We start from the raw sequence: 18,572 nt of genomic DNA on the forward strand, positions 1-18,572 counted from the left end.
CTGGTGTACCACGACGCCCTTTAGCCGATCTTGGGGGAGATTCTCAACGCCCGAAGCGCATTGAGGATGACAGCGACGTCAATCAGCTCCTGGAGCAATGCACCCTGAACAGGTTTTAGATAACCGAACGCGGCTGCGATCATGGCGATTACAGAAAGACCAATCCCAACCACTACACTTTCGACAGCAATGCGCCTTGACCGCTTGGCAATTTCAATCCCGGCGCGGAGTCTATCTATTCTATCTACGAGGAGAACGACATCGGCCGCTTCTGCCGAGGCTGCCGCTCCCCTCGCACCCATGGCAACGCCAACATCAGCCGCTGCAAGTGCGGGCGCGTCGTTGACGCCGTCTCCGACCATCATCACGGGGCCGTTCTTACGCTCGCTGAGCACGGTCAGCACCTTTTGATCGGGCGAAAGCTTCGAGTAGACGGCATCGAGCCCCAAACCCTTGGCGATGCGTTTGGCCACCGCATCACGATCACCTGTCGCCAGCACTATTCGCTTTACGCCGTCCTTGCGCAATCCCCGTAACGTATCGACAACTTCGCCGCGCAAGGGATCGGCCATGATGATATAGCCCGCAATCCTGGCGTCTATTGCGACTGCAACCAGGGCCGCTCCAGCTTCTCTATGGGGGATTTCACTCAGTTTTGCATTGACCTGTCTCTCAACGAAGCTATGTCCACCGACAACGACGCTTTTGCGATCGACCCAGCCCGCCACGCCATCTCCGGCCAGTTCGCTTACATCGGTCGGCAATACAAGATCTATACCGCGCCGCTGAGCGGCCAGTACAAGAGCCTGCGCCATCGGATGTTTGGACACTTGGTCAAGGGAGGCGGCGAAACGCAGTAGATCATTTTCGCTCAATCCTGGCTGCGCATTGATTGAAGTAATTTGTGGGCGGCCATCTGTCAGTGTTCCAGTCTTGTCCAGTACCAGCGTATTGATACGGGCCATGTTCTCTAATGGACGAGCACCCTTTACCAGCACGCCGAAATGAGCGGCGCGCGATAGTCCCGCAACAAGAGCGACTGGCACCGCCAAGATGAGAGGACATGGTGTCGCCACGACGAGAACGGCGACCGACCTAATCGGGTCTCCCGTGAAAAACCACGCGCCGAAGGCGATTAAGACGGTCACTATCAGAAAGCCGATAGACCATTGGTCTGCTAGCCTAGACATCGGGGCTTTCGAATGCTGGGCCTCTTCCACGAGCCGAACAATGCCAGCGTAGGTGCTATCTTTTGCTTCGTGTCTGGCAACAATATCGAAGGCATCGCCAGCATTTACTGATCCGCTCAAAGCATCGGCTCCGGATGTAAGCGAAATCGGAAGTGACTCTCCCGTCAAAGCAGACATGTTTACGAAAGCTTTTACGGAAGTGATACTTCCGTCGACGGGGATGACGTCTCCCTGACGGATCAGAAGGCGGTCACCCGGACGAATAGTTTCGACGGCAATCTCTTCGAGATGGTCATCGACATATCGCATTGTTGTTCGCGGTGCGCGGGACAGCAAAGCATGCATCTCACGGCGTGCTCGTCCCTCGGCAAAGCTTTCAAGAAAGGCTCCCCCAGTATACATGAGAGCGACAATCGAAGCCGCCAGCATTTCCCCAAATGCCAGCGCGGCCGTCATCGACATCGCCGCGACGATATCCAGCCCAAACTCCTTTCGCCATAAACTCCGGAGAATCTCGACGAGCAAAGATCCCAGCACAGGCAAAGTGGCAATGGCCCAGATTATCCGTGCTCCCGAGAAGTAGCCGGAAAAGTGCAAGCCGAGCCCCATCACAAGTCCGCACAAGGCAAAAATCAGCAGGATTGTTTTTGATCGATCTTCAACCGAGAACCGCATCTTCATAGTCTCCCCCGACCTATAGAATGAGCAAATTATAGAGCCCTGCCTCTGACCGACTACAGTAATTCTTCTTTACATATGTATTCCCTATAAACTCAGATCGACGGTCAGACCGCTGTGCCGACTAGGGCCCCAATACCAGCCGTGATTGCCATGGCCAATGCGCCCCAAAAAGTGACGCGAACGGTTGCCTTAAGCATATTAGCTCCTCCCGCCTTGGCGCCGATTGCGCCTAGTAAAGCTAGAAACAGCAAGGAAGAGATAGCAACCGCATAAAGCAAGATCGAGGGAGGCGCGATGAACGCCATCAGCAAGGGTAGGGCGGCCCCAATCGAGAACGTGGCCGCTGAGGTCAGTGCTGCTTGCACAGGCCGTGCTTCCATGTGTTCGACAATTCCCAGTTCGTCACGGGCATGTGCCTCCAGAGCATCGCGTGAGGTCAGCTGTATTGCCACCTCCCGCGCCAATTCCGAAGTTAGGCCGCGATCAATATAGGCTTGCATCAATTCATCGAGCTCTGCTTCGGGCTGAGATTCGAGTTCCCTGCGCTCTCTGGCAAGATCTGCCAACTCCGTATCGGATTGAGAGCTGACGGAAACATACTCACCCGCCGCCATGGACATCGCGCCTGCGACAAGGCCCGCGATGCCAGCGACCATTATCTGTGTTGTTCCCGTTGAAGCAGATGCGACGCCCATAATGAGGCTCGCCGTTGAGACAATGCCATCATTGGCGCCGAGTACCGCTGCGCGAAGCCATCCGATCCGAGATACGAGGTGGTTTTCTGTATGCAATCGGCTCATTGAGCTACCTCCGGACGTTGGATTCATATCATCATACCGCTATCGAGACCCTTTGCCAGTGGACTGAAAATTTGAAGTTATAGAATTCTTCTCCGGTGATTGGGGTTTTACCTTTTTCGTTAGAGTTTATGCGCAGGTTTTGAGGATCTGCCTGTTCGAGGGAGGCTTGAAAAGTTAACATTATACATTATAGTATATTATATAATGTTAACGTCGGAGGCAACGATGCCCGTCACCAGAATATCTGAGAAGCTGTCGGTATCTTCGCAGCCAAACGCGCAAAAACTCAGTGTACTCGATCGAAGCGGCTTCAAAACGCTGATCAACAACCGTCCCGATAATGAAAGCGCAGACCAGCCTGGAAACCAGGCTGAATGCGATGCAGCCCACCAATCCGATCTCTCTTATGCGTATATTCCGGTCACAATGAATACGATCACTGAAGCTGATGTGCGTGCGTTTCAGGCGGCGGTCAGAAAATCCGATGGCCCAGTGCTTGCGCATTGCAAGACGGGTATGCGCTCGCTCAGCCTTTATCTGATCGGCGAGGTATTGGACGGACGCATGTCTGTTGAAGACGTCGTACCATTCGGACATCAGCTCGGCTTTGATACCAGTGTCGCAGTATCGTGGCTTAAACGCTTTGCTGACCATCAACCGCGGGTAAAAGGCTTTTTCGATAAGCGAACCTCCAGTGTTCAGTACGTGGTGTCCGATCCGGCAACCGGTATTTGCGCCATTGTAGATCCCGTTCTCGACTTTGATGAAAAGTCGGGGGCCACGGCGACGATCAATGCAGACGCAATTCTCGATTACGTCCGCAATAGTGGCCTGACGGTCGAATGGATTCTCGACACTCATCCACACGCCGACCACTTTTCCGCAGCTCAGTATCTCAAGGAGAAAACGGGCGCAAAGACGGCGATAGGCGAGCATGTAATCAGAGTCCAGAAGCTGTGGAAGGAGATCTACAACTGGCCCGAACTAGCTACAGATGGCTCGCAATGGGATCGGCTCTTTGCCGATGGTGAGGCGTTTAAGGTTGGTTCCATCGATGCCAGAGTTATGTTCTCGCCGGGACATACGCTCGCTTCAATCACTTACGTGGTCGGCGACGCGGCATTTGTCCACGACACAATTTTTATGCCCGACAGCGGTACGGCACGGGCCGATTTTCCCGGCGGCGATGCGCGAGCATTGTGGGGGTCAATCCAGAATATCATAGCACTTCCCGATGAGACGCGGCTATTCACCGGACATGATTACCAACCGAGCAGTCGTAAGCCGCGGTGGGAAAGTACAGTGTCTGATCAAAAGAAGCACAATCCGCACCTGGCGGGCGTATCGGAAGAAGCCTTCGTTGCCTTACGGACCAAGCGCGACAAAACGCTGCCAATGCCAAGGCTCATCTTGCATGCGTTGCAGGTGAACATAAGTGGTGGACGTCTACCTGAGCCAGAAGCCAACGGTAAGCGCTATCTGAAGTTTCCGCTGGATGCTCTGGAAGGGGCTGCATGGGAATGACCGTGAACAGCATAACGATGATGAAAGATGGACTATCTTCAGTTGAATTATCTCTGCGCGCGAACGAAGTCGCAGACCTGCTCAAGACGTTGTCCCATCCAGCGCGTCTGATGATCGTTTGTACCTTGGTGGAAGGCGAGTATTCCGTTGGTAGGATGGAAGAAAAGATCGGGGTTCATCAACCGCACCTGTCGCAGCATCTAACGGTGTTGCGCAGTTCCGGAATAGTCGAGACGCGACGGGAGGGGAAACAGATTTTTTATCGCCTCACAGAAGAAAAGGCAGCGCAACTGGTCGCCTCCCTTTACGACATCTTCTGCGTGGAGAAGGCGAAATGAGCGCTGACAGTGCGTGAGAGAGTTAGGATCCTATGGTGTTGAGTAATTCCATCCTTGCGGCGGTGGGTTCCGGAAGTGTTGTTGGCTTTATGCTGGGATTGCTTGGCGGCGGCGGCTCCATCCTCGCTACACCGTTGCTCCTTTATGTCGTCGGTGTGAGCCAGCCCCATCTCGCCATCGGTACGGGTGCACTTGCTGTTTCAGTCAACGCGTTCGCGAATTTTACGAGCCATGCTCTGAAGGGTCACGTCTGGTGGCGTTGTGGTGTTGTCTTCTCCGCACTAGGCGTTATAGGGGCAATTATCGGATCTAGTCTCGGAAAAGCTCTAGACGGTGATCGCCTCATCTTTTTGTTCGGTATCCTCATGATCGTCGTCGGTCTGTTCATGTTGAAGCCCAAAAAGAGATTGGACGTGGAGCGCCGCCCGATCGATTTAAGAATGTGTCTCGTAACGGCAGCAGTGGCTCTCGCTTCGGGTGCGGCATCAGGATTCTTCGGTATCGGCGGCGGCTTCCTGATTGTGCCCGGCTTGATGTTGGCAACAGGTATGCCGATGATCAACGCAGTCGGCACATCCCTTCTCTCCGTGGGGGCCTTCGGACTGGCCACGGCTCTGAATTATGCCAGTTCCGGTCTTGTCGACTGGTGGCTTGCTGGTGAGTTCATCGGAGGTGGTATCATAGGAGGGGTACTCGGAATGATGCTCGCCACGCGATTGAGCGCATACAAGAACATTTTAAACCGTATATTCGCTGCGATAATCTTCATGGTTGCGTCATATATCCTGTATCGCAACTCTATTGGCGTCAGATAACTAACCAATTGGCAGCCTCCCACAGCAGTGACCAAGTGAAAACTGAATGATTGCCCATCCGACAGCCCGTGCATCTCGGGCCTGTTCAATGAACGGGCAGTCTCTAAGCAGAACTTGATACAATTATCATAAAAGAAAAAAAGTTATAGTTGCCAGTGACATAAATAAAACTGTCAACCACCCCAGACTAACCATCCAAATGGGTGCTGTGAGTCGCCCCATGATACGTCTGTTGGTTGCCATTGCCAGCAGGACTATCATCAGAGGTGTAGCCAGCACACCATTGAGAAATGCCGACCAATATAAGGCGCGTATCGGGTCTATTGCGCTTAAACTGAGAATGACCCCACCAATCGTTGAAATAGCGATCGTGCCATAGAACGCCTTGGCTTCGCGAGGACGCCGAACAAGTCCTTCAGGCCATCCAAACATCTCCGCGACGGCGTAAGCAGCCGACCCCGCCAATACGGGAACAGCGAGCAACCCGGTGCCAATAATGCCGACGCCAAAGGCAACGAATGCAAACTCTCCGGCAATCGGTCTCAGCGCCTCCGCAGCCTGGGCCGAAGTTCCGATTTCGGTTATACCGTTGACATTCAGTGTGGATGCCGTTGCAATAATAATAAGCAACGCGATTACATTCGAGATCGCCATTCCGATCAAAGTATCGATCTTGATTCTATTAAGTTCCGTGTGAGCTGTTTTCGGCGATGCAATTAAACGCCCGAGATGTCGGCGATGCAACTCTTCAACTTCTTCTCCTGCCTGCCAGAAAAATAGGTAGGGACTGATCGTTGTGCCAAATAGTGCGACCAAAGCCATGGCATGCTCCTTGTCGAAAACAAGGCTGGGTATGAGTGCACCTCGCAAGGCTACGTCCCACGGTACATGCACTGTCATTACCACTGCCGCATATGTAAATAGCGAAAGGGTTAGCCACTTGAGAACTGCGGCGTAGCGCCTATAGCTCACCATGACTTCAAGCGTCACGCATAGAACTGCAAAAGCTAAAGTGTAGAGGATTTCGGGCCCGCCTGCGAAGAGCCGCACTGCAGCCCCCATTGCTGCAAGATCCACCCCTATATTGATAAAATTTGCGAGGAATAGCAATACAACCGTCCCACGCAGTAACCACGGCGAATAATGTCGGCGCAAGTTTTGCGCAATTCCTTGTCCGGTTACGACGCCGATACCAGCACTCACACCTTGCATCGCAGCCATTAAAGGATAGCTGAACAACATGGTCCATCCGAGCGAATAGCCAAACTGCGCTCCCACCTGGCTATAAGTTACGATCCCGCTCGGGTCATCATCCGCAGCACCTGTAACAAGTCCCGGACCAAGAACGCGCAGGAAAGTCTGAGGACGGTGTAGATGTCCATCGTGGCAAGGCGGCGAGTTGTGCTGTTCCATGGGCTCTCTGAGTGATGATCAGGTATTTCTGGGACATAAACTGTCGCGGTGTATTTTTAGTATATCTGCTACGTCTGGTGAGTGCTTACAAATTCTCTATTCTTTAGAAGTCACACACATCTTCTACTGAAACGCCATTTTACGCGTCTCCTGATGCGAAAATTATTTTTGTAGCCTATTTTACGATGAGGACTGACTTTTTACCCAACGTGACAATCTCATTTGCCTGGCTACCAAGAAGCAGGCGCTGCGCCCCAGAATATCCGTGAGTTGCTACAACTATAAGATCGCATCCGATCGAGTCTGCTGCTTTTAGAATAGCATCCGATGGTATTGGATTGACCAAGTGCAGAACGTTGACATCGAGATCGATTTTCCGCGCTCTGTCCTGGGCATTCTGAAGAATACTTTCCGCATGTTTTTTCCAGCTTTGATCATATCTAACTACGATGGCCTCATCATCAAACATTCCGCCAAAGATACCGGCGCTGCTGTAAGGTGCAGTCACTGTTGCTACTGTCGCATCACAATCTAACGCTTTTGCCAGAGCCAGCCCTTGCTCAACACAGCGATCAGCAAGATTGGAACCATTGGTTGCGATCAGGATATGCTTGTACATACTGAACTCCTTTTTCCCAGCAAGAAGTCGCCACCAACCACTGCCTAGGAGAGTAACCCACCTGGTATACTCATGAGCAACTGTTCAAAATCAGGGCTTCTTCCAATACTTCCGCATAAATTGTATCAAAATCTGTGATCATACAACAGATACGCCATTGTTGGTGACGGAAACCGAATCTGGCTAGGGGGCTACCGTCAGTTCGTGTCCTCTGGGAGGGCTGGCATATGGACGATAAAGGCGCGTATAGCCTATTCTTGACTGGCAATCAGTGCGTTTGATGTCCATGCGGTAGCAAACCAGACGAAAGCATGATTTCGACTGCAGATTATCTCGGACGCCCTATTACCGTTGCAAATAGAAAACGGCTCGTGCTGACCGTCAAAAATCGGTCCTTTAATGTACCGCTATAGACCGACGAAAGCACATCATGGTGCTCGTCACGCGATATGGCGATATTTAGCAGTGAACAGTTCATCACATTGTTAGGCGAAGAACCGGTATGGAGGGCGATTATCCAGAATTTGAATAAAGGAAAACACTTCACACATTACGTGGATCTAAGGAATTGATATCGTGTTCTGAGCAATTAATATTCTTTCATGACTTTAGAATGGGCGGCCTACAATGGAAAAAAATAAAGACCAAATTGGCTCTGATCGACTTGGTTCGGCTTACGCGAAACATCGCATTTTGTTGTCGGTAACACCTGCTTCGCAACCACAACTCGGCGAAACCGATCTCGATCCACGGGATTGGCTCGCTGCAATTGTTGACGGTTCAGACGACGCCATCGTTAGCAAGGATCTGAATGGCATTATTAGAAGCTGGAATAGAGGTGCCGAGCGCCTATTCGGTTATCATGCAGAGGAAGTCATTGGAAAGCCGGTCACAATCTTGATACCAGAAGATCGGCTTGACGAAGAACCAGCTATTTTAAGCGAAATTCGAAAGGGAAACCGAGTCGATCATTTCGAAACAGTTCGGAAGCGGAGAGATGGTACGCCAATCGATATTTCATTAACGATTTCACCTATTCGAAACACAAACGGCGTTATTATTGGTGCATCAAAAATTGCTCGCGACATCAGCGAGCGCTTGGAGGCTCAAAGCCAACAAAAGCTCCATATGGGCGAAATGCGTCATCGCGTGAAAAATTTGTTCGCTCTGGCAAACGGAATCGTCTCATTGAGCGCAAGATCGGCTACGCAGGTTGATGAGTTTCGCGAGGCGGTTCAGGCGAGATTGGCCGCACTTGCCAGGGCGCATGAACTGACGATGCCGACATGGGATGATGCCGATGTTACGATCTCGTCGGTCCCGTTGCAGAACTTGTTACGTACTATTCTAGAGCCTTATGGTGAAAACAATTTTCATATCACGGGCCATGATCCTGCCGTCACAGGAAAGTCGCTGACAAATCTCTCGCTGCTTTTGCATGAGCTGACAACGAATGCTGCCAAGCACGGTGCATTAGCGAGTTCTGAACGCGAGCTTTCGATAGATATTCAAGAGTCGTCTGACACTATTTTCATTTATTGGCTTGAAACAGGTAATGAGTATCATGATGACCAACCCAGCGAGGGGTTCGGTACAAGACTGGAAAGGGCACTGGTGTCGGCCTTGAACGCAGGCTTTGATCGATTGTGGGTGGAGAATGCCCTCAAAATATCAATTTCACTTCCAAAAGCGCTACCCGAATAGGGTGTGCTTCCATGGCATCCTTGGCGGACAATCAATGCAAATCAACACGTATGGCGCAACCGGCTTCCATTTCCCTCGGTCCAGATGTGAAAGGCTCGTAGTCTGTATCATCGCTTGATTTATGGATCAGCGATATCGGAAGAGTTCTGTGTCAGGAACTGTCTCGCCTGTTATGGCGGCTGTGATATTTTGAGCTGCAATCATCGCGAAGGTAATTCCGTTGCCACCGAAGCCCATAGCGGTAAAAATGCGCTCGTAACCGGGAACTCGGTCGATGATCGGCAAGCCATCTTTGGTCACACCGAATGGAGCTGACCAAACATAGTCGGGCTTATCAATCGTCACTCCGATGAGGTCTTCCAGCTTACGAATGATGATTGCCGCTTTATCTGCGAGTTTCTTCGAATCCTCATTGCTATTTTGCGCCTGTTCGTCCTCGCCACCGGCGATAATACGACCAAACTCATCGGTTCTGAGATAAAGATAGGGATCTGCAGCCTCCCAGACGAGCATATCTCGCAACCAAGGTGGCGCGTTTCGCAAAGGCTTTGAAGCCAACGCCCAGGTCGATGTGATACTGTGCGATTTCGCCTCCATTTGAGGCAGATATTCATAGCCGGTGCAAAATACTGCATGTTCAGCAACCAGAACTTCGCCTCGACGAGTTGCCAAGGCTACGCCTGAAGGCAACTCTGCCATATCCGTAATCTCGACGGGCGAAACAATCTGGGCATTGCGGGTTAGAACCGTGTGCAACAACCCTGCGGTAAGTTGCGCGGGATTGGCTGATGCAGAAATGTTCGACAAAATTGCTGCGGGGCGATTCAATCCAAAGCGCTCTAAGAGGACTTCGTGACTAAGATAACTGGCACTGATGCCAACTTTGTTGCGTGCAGCTGCCTCATTGGCAAGCGCTTTCGCTCCCATCTCATCGCCAGCCAGGTAAAGCGCTTGCTTTGCATGCATTTGGCAATTGAGCTCGAGCGCACCCGACAAATCAATCAAGTCCTGAACCGCCTGCGCTGATCTTAACCAGGCAGCATGAGCTCCGTGCTCACCAATCTTCCGGCTTAGTCGGGTCAGGGGGACGTCGATCTCATGTTGGATCATTGCTGTCGATGCTGATGTCGAGCCGCGTGCCGGAGGGCGCCGATCAACGATCAATACGCTTTTTCCCCTGCGCGTCAACGCTTCTGCCGTCAGTGCTCCGGAGATACCTGCTCCGAGACTATTACGTCAAAAGCCCTTCGAGGAAGATGGGTTTCTGCTTGAACGGTGGAATTGGGTGTTTTTATCCAGAAGGGGATGCCTGTTCGAAGGTCGTCTTTCCGAGTTTCTGCATCATGATCGGGCATGAACGATCTCCTCCAAATCTATTCTACGATAAATTTGGCAAAGACCCTCTATTATTCAAGGAATCCCGTAGTTTTGTTTCGTCCGTAAGTCCGCACATTCAGTCGTTATGCCGGACAGATATCAGACTGAATGAGGAACAATCACCCGGATGAAATGTTCGGTTTTCTTAGAAATGAGAAAGGATTGTTCAATGGACGCGCCGCAATTTGATGTCAAACGTACGTGGCCAGCCTTAAATGGTGCCGTTCTTCTGCCAATGTCGGAGGGTCCTACAGAAATCCCGCCTGCTGAGCCGGAACAGCAACCGAAACCACCACCGGAATCAATCCCCGATAGCGAACCGGCTAATCCGGATGAACCCGAGCAGATACCTCCTCTTCCGAATCCGGGGCAACCTTCACCGGAACCAAACAGTCCTGGCCAGCCAATAATGTGGGCATCTCGCGACGGTCGGGATAGGGCTGACACTTGCGAAGCATAGGCGGGGGTGCCGCAGTTTTTTAGAACGATCATTATTTCGCACCGTGTTGTTTTGCCCTTCTGGTCGCAGCGCGTAGCAATTCTTCCACATTCGCAGTGGGAGATTTATTGCAGTTTTCGTCCTCGATGGCTGCTCGGATGGCTTCGACTTCGCTTTCCGTAAGGTGTTCAATCCCGATAAGCCGTGAGCGCGCACCCTTTACAGATCTAAGTACCTCGTCCAGCTTTGCTTCTACAGCGGTGGAATCGCGATTCTGCGAGTTCTGGATCAGAAACACCATCAGGAAAGTAATGATCGTGGTGGCGGTGTTGATCACGAGTTGCCAGGTATCGGAAAAGCCAAAAAGCGGACCAGAAATGGCCCAAACGACGATGAATCCCAACGCGCAGCCAAAGGCATAGGATGTCCCTGCGATTTCAGCGATGGTTTGGGAAAGACGAGTGAAGAACTTTTCCATGACAATTCCTCTACGACTGTAAGAACGTGCCCCTATCCGCCGCCCAACGCTCAGCGTCCCGATAGAACTGACTTGTTCACCCATCGGTTCCGTTTCTGTGAATTTTCCCTGAAAAGCGAGCAATTCGCCGAGGTATTCTGGTTGGAAGTAGAAAGCCCCCTACGACGAAGACTATGAAGTGGCCGGAACATTTATCCTGTGTAATCGTTGGGAAAACAAGGTCGATAGCAATGACTGCACAACGCAAAGCTAGCGATAATGCTCGTCTTAATAAGATGCTGACGACGCCAAAAAAGGAACCGATCACCGGTTGAACGTCTCCGTGGCCTACAGGAACGCCACAGTTATGTCATCCGTCGAACGATCATACTGGCGATGCTCGTCATAACGCCATGGATTTAGCGATGAACAGTCAGACAGGTCAGAATTCGAATTCCTATCGGGATCGATCGTCGGGAATTTTGCGATACTTCCCGCGCATGATGCTCCTTGTCTTGGGTCTATTGTTAATGGTCCTGCTTATATGGGCCCTGTTGGGTGGCGGACATTTTACAACTAATCGAGAGGGAATTCCAAACTTGTCGGCTGGTGGCATTACGGAAGATTAAGGGCTCATGCGTTTTGACAACTCATCCCAACAAAAGCGGGCACTATAGGCGGTCAGCCGTGGATGCCCTAAAAGCATTAACGGAAGGAAGAACCATCATGGCTAGTCAACCCGATAAGCATGCTCCTCTCACAGAAGATGAGGATATCAAGTTTCTGGCCGAGAATTCGGACCTGTCGCCTTTGCAGGCGCGTGATTTGATTGATCGCCTTGGTCACCGGGACCGACCGAAACTTCTTGCAGAGGCGAGGAAATTCAAAGCGGAAAGCTAGAGCGGCTGATAGAAATGTCAAAGCAGCATTTCTGACTAAATCGTCGGGAACAACCAGTAGGTGGCGTGAGTTTATCTAATCAGGTTCAATTCGTCACAGGAGCGAGGCAGCTATGGCTCTGCGCGCAAACTGGAAAGGTCTGTTGAAAGTCGATCAGCTTTTGATGCCGGTCGGCCTTTATACGGCTGTATCGACATCAGAGCGGGTTTCTTTTCATCTCATCAATCGCAAGACGGGTAATCGTCTCAGTCGTGAATTTGTCGATAGCGATACGGGTAAACCTGTTCCGCGAGAGGAGCAGATGAAGGGATATGAAGTTTCGTCCGGCAAATACGTCAGTTTCAATGATGAAGAAATCCAGTCTGCAATTCCCGAAAGCAATAAAACACTCAATATCACGCATTTCGTCAAATGCAGTGAAATCGACGATGCTTATCTCGATCGACCTTATTATCTGACGCCCACAGATGATGACGAGGTGTTCTTGCTTCTCCGTGATGGAATGAAAGCTGAAAACGTGGCGGCAGTCGCTGAGGCGGTGCTCTTTCGCCGTGCGCGTAAACTTCTCATTCGTGCGGATGGCGATGGCATGATCGCATCGACGCTGAACTTTGATTACGAAGTTCGACCCGTAAAAGAGGCTTTCGAAGATCTGGAAGCATTCAAGTTCGATCAGGAAATGCTCGATCTGGCCAAACATATTATCGGCACCAAGATGGGCCGCTTCGATCCGTCAAGTTTTGACGACCGCTATGATGCAGCACTAGCCGACTTGATTAAGGCAAAGATTGAAGGAAAACCTCTCAGAAAGCCTGAAGCTCCCAAGTCGGCCGACGTGATTGATTTGAAGGAAGCCTTACGCAAGAGCGCAGCCTTGAGCTCTCCAAAAAAGCAACCGGCTAAATCCGGAACAACCAAAGCGAAGCCCCGAAAGGCTGGATAATGGGACAGCCGCTCGAAACCTATCATAAGAAACGTGACTTCAACCTGACGAAGGAGCCCCACGGCAAAGCCAGGCGAAGCAGGGGCGATTTATTTGTGGTGCAAAAACACGATGCGCGTCGGCTGCATTATGATTTCAGGCTGGAAATGGACGGAGTGTTGAAAAGCTGGGCGGTTACACGGGGCCCAAGTCTGGTCCCGGGCGAGAAACGTTTGGCCGTCCATGTGGAAGATCATCCGCTTGAATATGCCGGATTTGAAGGTACGATCCCCAAGGGGGAGTACGGCGGCGGGACGGTCATTGTCTGGGATAGCGGACAATGGACCTCGGTTGGCGATGCTCGCAAAAATTATAAGAAGGGGCATCTCGAATTCGAACTGAGCGGCGATAAACTGAAGGGGCGCTGGCATCTGGTTCGAATGCATGGAAAACCGGGCGAAAAGCGAGAAAACTGGCTACTCATAAAGGGCGAGGACGAGTTTTCACGAGAGGCTGACGCCCCCGATATTCTTGAGGAGAAACCGCAATCGGTGAAAACCGGGAGAGTTATCGCCGATGTGGAACATGAAGCGCCGGGCTGGTCGTCCAAAACCGGACCGCTGGATAAAAACCGCGCAGCGAAGGAAGGCAATGCTGTGCCATTGTCGAGGCGCACAAAGAAAGCTGCGATGCCGCCATTCATAGAACCTCAATTGGCGACATTGGTATCAGCCGCGCCCGGAGGAAGCCGCTGGATTCACGAAATCAAGTTTGATGGTTATCGCATTCAGGCGCATGTCGCTGACGGTAAAGTCGTGCTCTATTCACGCAGCGGGCTGGATTGGACAAAGAAATTTGGCCGTTCGATAGTCAACGATCTTCTGGCTACGGGGGTCGAGAATGCCATATTTGATGGCGAGATTGTCGTGGAAAATAAGGCGGGCCTGTCGGACTTTTCGGCACTGCAAAGCGATCTGAGTGACGGACGTTCGGACCGGTTCGCCTTTTATATCTTTGATCTGCTTTATCAGGATGGCCGCGATTTGCGGCAAGTGCCGCTCGTCGAACGCAAATCCCTACTGACAAAGCTCATTTCCCATCCCTCGAGAACGCTGCGCTATAGCGAAGCCTTTGATGCCGATGGTGAAACTGTATTGAAGAATGCTTGTGGGCTCGGACTGGAGGGGATCGTCTCGAAATTGAGCGATGCTCCTTCTATTTCCGGGCGCAGCAAGGGCTGGCGCAAATCGAAATGCATAGGACGGCAGGAATTTGTAATTGCCGGATTTGTGCCTTCAAGTTTGACGTCTCGCGCAATTGGTTCTCTGCTGTTGGGCGCTCAGGAGAAGAAAGGACTTGTTCCTGTTGGGCGTGTGGGAACTGGTTTTTCCGTCAAGCTGGCCAAATATCTTTACACGAAGCTCACGTCGATACGTCAGGAACAAAGCCCATTCGCAATAGAGCTGACCGCTGAAGAAAAACGCGGCGCGATATTCGTCAAGCCGCAAATGGTTGCAGAAATAGAGTTCCGTGCCTGGACTGCAGACAGAAGACTGCGCCATGCATCTTTCCGCGGACTGCGTGACGACAAGACTGCCGAGGAGGTCACATTGGATAAAAGTGCAATGCCATCTCAGCCGTATAGGACATCCCACGAAGAAGCTGATGTGAAGCTCACTCACCCGGATCGCGTGTACTGGCCAGAGGAGGGCATAACAAAACAGGGGCTGATGGATTACTACGCCGAAGTTTGGTCACGAATTGAACCATTTATTGTCAATCGGCCTTTGGCTCTGCTGCGCTGTCCGACCGGTATCGATGGCCAGCATTTCTTCCAGAAACATGCATGGAAGGGTCTGAACGAACATATTGTTGAGGTGGATGATCCCTCGGAGAAGGATGAAGAGCCTTACATCGCGATCAAGGATTTTGACGGTTTGATCGGTTTGGTTCAGGCTGCCTCGCTAGAAATCCATCCTTGGGGTTCGAGCCTCAGGGACTGGGAATTGCCGGATATGCTAACCATGGACCTTGATCCAGGGGAGGGGGTTGCCTGGGAACGTGTCATCGACGGGGCCTTTGAAACCAAAGAGCGGCTTGAGAAGCATGGCCTGACAACATTTGTAAAAACATCCGGAGGAAAGGGACTGCACGTCGTCGTGCCATTGAAGCCGAAAGCCAATTGGGACAGCCTCAAAATCTTTACCAAGTCGATTGCCAATGAGATGGCGGCAGACAGTCCTGACCGCTATGTTTCAACCATTTCCAAAGCCAAACGCAAAGGCAAAATACTCATTGATTATTTGCGCAATCAACGAGGCATGACGGCTGTTGCACCTTACTCTCCACGTGCTCGCGCTGGAGCAGCCGTTTCCATGCCACTCGCCTGGAATGAACTGAATCCCGCTATCGGTCCAGCACATTTCACGATCCTGAATACAGCAACGCGGCTAGCAGCTTCGAAGCTTGATCCCTGGTACGACTTTCGCAAAGCGGCGACGGCTTTGCCAAAATAGTGCGAAAAGGTTGTCTCTTGAGCAGCTAATGCTGCTTTTTCTCGTTGGCAAGGCTTTTGCGCAAAGCATCCATGATGTTGATGACATTGCCGCCGGCCGCCGGGGCGGTCGCTGCAGATTTGGGTTTTGTCGGCGTGTTAATTTTCTTTTTCTTGGCGGCGATCATTGACTGCAGGTTCTTCTGAACCGGATCCGTCAGCAAGTCCGGCTTCCAGTCGTCCGTTTTGCGCTTGATCAGTGTGCGAACCATGGAGAACAGCTTTTTGTCGGGCTTCTCCGCCTTGATGCCTGCGAAGTAATCGTCGGCTTTTCGAACTTCATCACCGAAATGCAATGTCCATAGCACAATACCTTGTCCTCGTGGCTCCAGAAGAACAGCTCGTTCACGCCGATACATGACTAGCCTTGCCAGACCATAGACGCCGCTCTTGTCCATTGCCTCCCGAATAACCGCAAAGGCTTCCTGCCCGACCTTGTCAGATGGTGAAAGATAATGGGGTTTATCGTACCAAATCCAACCGATGCTATCGCGCTCTAAGAATTTTTCGATATCGATAGTGCGAGTACTTTCGAGAGCCACGGCTTCGAGCTCGTCGTCCTCGAGGAGGACATAGTCTCCTTCGGCCTTCTCGAAACCCTTAATTTCGTCTTCGTCGCGCACGGGCTTATGTGTCACTGAATCGACATAGCGACTGATCACCCGGTTGCCCGTTTTAGCATTGAGCGTGTGGAAGCGCACTTTTTCGCTTTCAATGGTCGCAGGCATTATTTCCACCGCGCAGGTGACGAGCGATAACTTTAAGTAACCTTTCCAGAATGCGTGGGGCACCGGCTTATCCTCTTTTTAGTGAAGAATAACCAGCTGAAGGCTGGAAGGTTCCGGGTTTAAATGTTGATGCGGGAACCCACCGCTCATTTGGGGTGTTATCTCACCGATGAAATCACGACAGAAAAATCGGGGATCACTTTGGCAAAGAAATCAACGGTCCGTTCACGCCTGATTCATACCAGTGATGCCGAACCTGGGCTGAAGCGTATTCGCTGTGGCAAAGGTTTTCGCTATGTCGATACCCAAGAACGTGCTGTTAGTGTGGCGGATAAAGCGCGCATTGTAGCCCTTTCCATTCCACCCGCTTGGAAGGACGTTTGGATATGTCAGAGCGAATATGGGCATATACAGGCAACAGGCCGTGATGCGCGTGGCAGAAAGCAATATATCTATCATCCCGACTGGATGAAACGACGTGACGACAGCAAGTTTTCGGGCTTGCAATATTTTGGCAGCGATTTGAGCCAACTGCGCGAGAAGATCGATGCAGATATGCGTCGACGCTCTCTCTGCCGAGAAAAAGTTGTCGCGACAATTATCTGGTTGATGGACCGACTGTTGTTGCGCGTTGGTAATTCCGGTTACGCGCGTGCAAATAAGAGCTTTGGCGTCACGACTTTGTGCAACCGCCATGTGAAAGACGAAGGAGTCAGCCTGCGCCTCGTTTTCACGGGTAAATCAGGTCAAAACTGGAACCTGAAACTGTCCGATCGCCGAATTACACGTATTGTACGCTCCATACAGGAACTGCCCGGTCAGCACTTGTTCCAGTATGTCAATGATGAGGGGAGTTATCACCCTGTTAGCTCTCAGGACATCAATGACTACTTGCAGGATGTCATGAAGAGCGAATTCACATCCAAGCATTTCCGAACCTGGGCTGCAACCGTCGGCGCGCTTGATGCATTTCAATCTATGGAACTTCCCTATAGCGAAGCCGCGAAGAAGCGAGCACTCAATCAGGTGATTGATAAAATTGCACAAGCCCTTAGCAATACGCGTGCAGTATGTCGGAGTGCTTATATTCATCCGAATGTCATCGAACATTGGCTTGAAGGCGTGCTGGCATCCGAAATTGAAGCAGTCGCCTCAAATCGGCTTGTGGCCCCTCGACTGAGCAAAGCCGAACGCAATACGCTGAAATGGTTGATCGTGTATGCCTAAAGTCGGAACCATTTTTCTTGCATGAGGTTAGTCATGGAATGACAAGGAAGGATATCACATGAGAACGGCCAAGTTTCTACTCGGCATTTCGGGGTTGGCACTGGGGATCGCTCTGGCTAGGGCCGCGTCACCGCAGGTGCCAAAAGGTGTTATTCCAGTCAAGCCATTTGACATCTCGCGCTACCTGGGAAAATGGTTTGAACTGGGCCGTATCGAAAACCGGTTTGAGCGCGGGCTGACCCACACCTCCGCGGAATACTCTTTGAATGCAGATGGAACGGTACGCGTCGTCAATCGCGGCTTTGATCCTTGGAAGGGATGCACTACAAGCGCAACTGGCACTGCGCGATTTGTCGGTGCGACAGATGAGGGTGCGCTGCAGGTATCGTTCTTCGGCCCGTTCTTCGGCGGCTACAATATTGTCGATCTGGATGCAAATTATGAATGGTCAATCGTGGTCGGATCAAGCCGCAACTATTTCTGGGTATTGTCTCGGTCTGCAGTTCTAACCACGGAGTTGAAGGCGCGCGCCGTCGCAGTGGCATTGCTTCTCGGAATCAATCCCGATGCGATCCATTGGATACCTCAAGAAAAGCCGCTTTGAGAATATCGTCTTTTCCCGAATGATGGATTGCCATTTCGCGGCATGATACGGCGCAACGTTCGCATGCCTTTACACAGGCTTCCATTCCATCCAAGGCGCGGCAACTATCGGCGCAGTCTTCACATATCCGCGCACAGAGCATACAGAGCGCGTGATGATAAGGACTTTGAAGCATCATCATCTGCGCTGAAGCTCCACAAATTTCGGCGCATGCCAGCATGGTTCGGAATTGCTTTGGTTCGACATGCGGCCCTCCACGTTCAAGGCAATGGTCCGACGC

At 51.5% G+C, this 18,572-nt stretch carries 16 protein-coding genes; 9 read left to right on the forward strand and 7 right to left on the reverse strand.

Annotated features, from left to right (window positions below; translation table 11 throughout):
• Nucleotides 1–20: 20 nt before the first annotated feature.
• Complete coding sequence (locus KWJ32_RS22935; RefSeq protein ID WP_192799864.1) at nt 21–1,865, reverse strand: heavy metal translocating P-type ATPase; 1,845 nt, start codon at nt 1,863–1,865, stop codon at nt 21–23.
• A 110-nt stretch (nt 1,866–1,975) separates the two neighbouring features.
• Complete coding sequence (locus KWJ32_RS22940; RefSeq protein WP_011983041.1) at nt 1,976–2,671, reverse strand: VIT family protein; 696 nt, start codon at nt 2,669–2,671, stop codon at nt 1,976–1,978.
• A 225-nt stretch (nt 2,672–2,896) separates the two neighbouring features.
• Here KWJ32_RS22940 and blh point away from each other — a divergent pair, with 225 nt between their 5' ends.
• From blh to KWJ32_RS22955, 3 genes are read left to right on the forward strand one after another with little or no spacing between them, the layout of a single operon-like run.
• Entirely contained in the window at nt 2,897–4,195 is a 1,299-nt protein-coding gene (gene blh, locus KWJ32_RS22945; protein ID WP_151610517.1) for a bifunctional sulfur transferase/dioxygenase Blh, read from the forward strand.
• The gene (bigR, locus tag KWJ32_RS22950; protein ID WP_112591132.1) at nt 4,186–4,533 is read left to right on the forward strand and encodes a sulfite-sensing transcriptional repressor BigR; all 348 of its coding nucleotides are present in this window, start codon (nt 4,186–4,188) and stop codon (nt 4,531–4,533) included. Before blh ends, bigR begins: the two co-directional genes overlap by 10 nt.
• Nucleotides 4,534–4,565: 32 nt before the next feature.
• A complete protein-coding gene (locus KWJ32_RS22955; protein ID WP_151610518.1) occupies nt 4,566–5,348 on the forward strand; it encodes a sulfite exporter TauE/SafE family protein in 783 nt (260 codons plus the stop codon).
• Between the two features lie 126 nt (nt 5,349–5,474).
• Here the strand turns inward: KWJ32_RS22955 and KWJ32_RS22960 are convergent, their stop codons facing one another.
• The gene (locus tag KWJ32_RS22960; protein WP_151591334.1) at nt 5,475–6,761 is read right to left on the reverse strand and encodes a divalent metal cation transporter; all 1,287 of its coding nucleotides are present in this window, start codon (nt 6,759–6,761) and stop codon (nt 5,475–5,477) included.
• Nucleotides 6,762–6,936: 175 nt separating this feature from the next.
• Entirely contained in the window at nt 6,937–7,380 is a 444-nt protein-coding gene (locus tag KWJ32_RS22965) for a universal stress protein (RefSeq protein WP_151610519.1), read from the reverse strand.
• A gap of 627 nt (nt 7,381–8,007) precedes the next feature.
• Here KWJ32_RS22965 and KWJ32_RS22970 point away from each other — a divergent pair.
• The gene (locus tag KWJ32_RS22970; protein WP_151591338.1) at nt 8,008–9,084 is read left to right on the forward strand and encodes a PAS domain S-box protein; all 1,077 of its coding nucleotides are present in this window, start codon (nt 8,008–8,010) and stop codon (nt 9,082–9,084) included.
• A 126-nt stretch (nt 9,085–9,210) separates the two neighbouring features.
• Here KWJ32_RS22970 and KWJ32_RS22975 read toward each other — a convergent pair whose 3' ends face one another.
• Nucleotides 9,211–10,248: an FAD-dependent oxidoreductase gene (locus KWJ32_RS22975; RefSeq protein WP_328593858.1), complete on the reverse strand. Its 1,038-nt coding sequence runs from the start codon at nt 10,246–10,248 to the stop codon at nt 9,211–9,213.
• A gap of 704 nt (nt 10,249–10,952) precedes the next feature.
• The gene (locus KWJ32_RS22980) at nt 10,953–11,378 is read right to left on the reverse strand and encodes a low affinity iron permease family protein (protein ID WP_151591341.1); all 426 of its coding nucleotides are present in this window, start codon (nt 11,376–11,378) and stop codon (nt 10,953–10,955) included.
• Between the two features lie 705 nt (nt 11,379–12,083).
• Between KWJ32_RS22980 and KWJ32_RS22985 the strand changes: the two genes are divergently transcribed.
• From KWJ32_RS22985 to ligD, 3 genes are all read left to right on the forward strand, one after another.
• Nucleotides 12,084–12,257 carry a hypothetical protein gene (locus tag KWJ32_RS22985; protein ID WP_182522312.1) on the forward strand — a complete coding sequence of 58 codons (174 nt, stop codon included), beginning with the start codon at nt 12,084–12,086 and terminating at the stop codon, nt 12,255–12,257.
• Between the two features lie 112 nt (nt 12,258–12,369).
• Nucleotides 12,370–13,200: a Ku protein gene (locus tag KWJ32_RS22990; RefSeq protein WP_151610520.1), complete on the forward strand. Its 831-nt coding sequence runs from the start codon at nt 12,370–12,372 to the stop codon at nt 13,198–13,200.
• Entirely contained in the window at nt 13,200–15,695 is a 2,496-nt protein-coding gene (ligD, locus tag KWJ32_RS22995; protein ID WP_151591345.1) for a DNA ligase D, read from the forward strand. Before KWJ32_RS22990 ends, ligD begins: the two co-directional genes overlap by 1 nt.
• A 25-nt stretch (nt 15,696–15,720) precedes the next feature.
• Here ligD and KWJ32_RS23000 read toward each other — a convergent pair whose 3' ends face one another.
• Entirely contained in the window at nt 15,721–16,524 is an 804-nt protein-coding gene (locus KWJ32_RS23000; protein WP_151591347.1) for a Ku protein, read from the reverse strand.
• Nucleotides 16,525–16,590: 66 nt separating this feature from the next.
• Here KWJ32_RS23000 and KWJ32_RS23005 point away from each other — a divergent pair, with 66 nt between their 5' ends.
• Entirely contained in the window at nt 16,591–17,688 is a 1,098-nt protein-coding gene (locus KWJ32_RS23005) for a DNA topoisomerase IB (RefSeq protein ID WP_151591449.1), read from the forward strand.
• Between the two features lie 58 nt (nt 17,689–17,746).
• Nucleotides 17,747–18,292 (forward strand): lipocalin family protein, encoded by a 546-nt coding sequence (locus KWJ32_RS23010; protein WP_151591349.1) that lies wholly within the window; start codon nt 17,747–17,749, stop codon nt 18,290–18,292.
• Nucleotides 18,293–18,572 lie beyond the last annotated feature (280 nt).

Origin of the sequence: Ochrobactrum sp. BTU2, from assembly GCF_024539785.1 — a bacterium.
Classification (GTDB): Bacteria; Pseudomonadota; Alphaproteobacteria; order Rhizobiales; family Rhizobiaceae; genus Brucella; species Brucella anthropi.

What these genes read in the sequence shown, in the direction of transcription:
- KWJ32_RS22960 (WP_151591334.1), bottom strand. Translation starts at nt 6,761, where the DNA reads ATGGAACAGCACAACTCGCCGCCTTGCCACGATGGACATCTACACCGT.
- KWJ32_RS23005 (WP_151591449.1), top strand. Translation starts at nt 16,591, where the DNA reads ATGCGGGAACCCACCGCTCATTTGGGGTGTTATCTCACCGATGAAATC.
- KWJ32_RS22940 (WP_011983041.1), bottom strand. Translation starts at nt 2,671, where the DNA reads ATGAGCCGATTGCATACAGAAAACCACCTCGTATCTCGGATCGGATGG.
- KWJ32_RS22935 (WP_192799864.1), bottom strand. Translation starts at nt 1,865, where the DNA reads ATGCGGTTCTCGGTTGAAGATCGATCAAAAACAATCCTGCTGATTTTT.
- KWJ32_RS22965 (WP_151610519.1), bottom strand. Translation starts at nt 7,380, where the DNA reads ATGTACAAGCATATCCTGATCGCAACCAATGGTTCCAATCTTGCTGAT.
- KWJ32_RS23010 (WP_151591349.1), top strand. Translation starts at nt 17,747, where the DNA reads ATGAGAACGGCCAAGTTTCTACTCGGCATTTCGGGGTTGGCACTGGGG.
- KWJ32_RS22970 (WP_151591338.1), top strand. Translation starts at nt 8,008, where the DNA reads ATGGAAAAAAATAAAGACCAAATTGGCTCTGATCGACTTGGTTCGGCT.
- blh (WP_151610517.1), top strand. Translation starts at nt 2,897, where the DNA reads ATGCCCGTCACCAGAATATCTGAGAAGCTGTCGGTATCTTCGCAGCCA.
- KWJ32_RS22980 (WP_151591341.1), bottom strand. Translation starts at nt 11,378, where the DNA reads ATGGAAAAGTTCTTCACTCGTCTTTCCCAAACCATCGCTGAAATCGCA.
- KWJ32_RS22990 (WP_151610520.1), top strand. Translation starts at nt 12,370, where the DNA reads ATGGCTCTGCGCGCAAACTGGAAAGGTCTGTTGAAAGTCGATCAGCTT.
- KWJ32_RS22955 (WP_151610518.1), top strand. Translation starts at nt 4,566, where the DNA reads ATGGTGTTGAGTAATTCCATCCTTGCGGCGGTGGGTTCCGGAAGTGTT.
- bigR (WP_112591132.1), top strand. Translation starts at nt 4,186, where the DNA reads ATGGGAATGACCGTGAACAGCATAACGATGATGAAAGATGGACTATCT.
- KWJ32_RS22985 (WP_182522312.1), top strand. Translation starts at nt 12,084, where the DNA reads ATGGCTAGTCAACCCGATAAGCATGCTCCTCTCACAGAAGATGAGGAT.
- ligD (WP_151591345.1), top strand. Translation starts at nt 13,200, where the DNA reads ATGGGACAGCCGCTCGAAACCTATCATAAGAAACGTGACTTCAACCTG.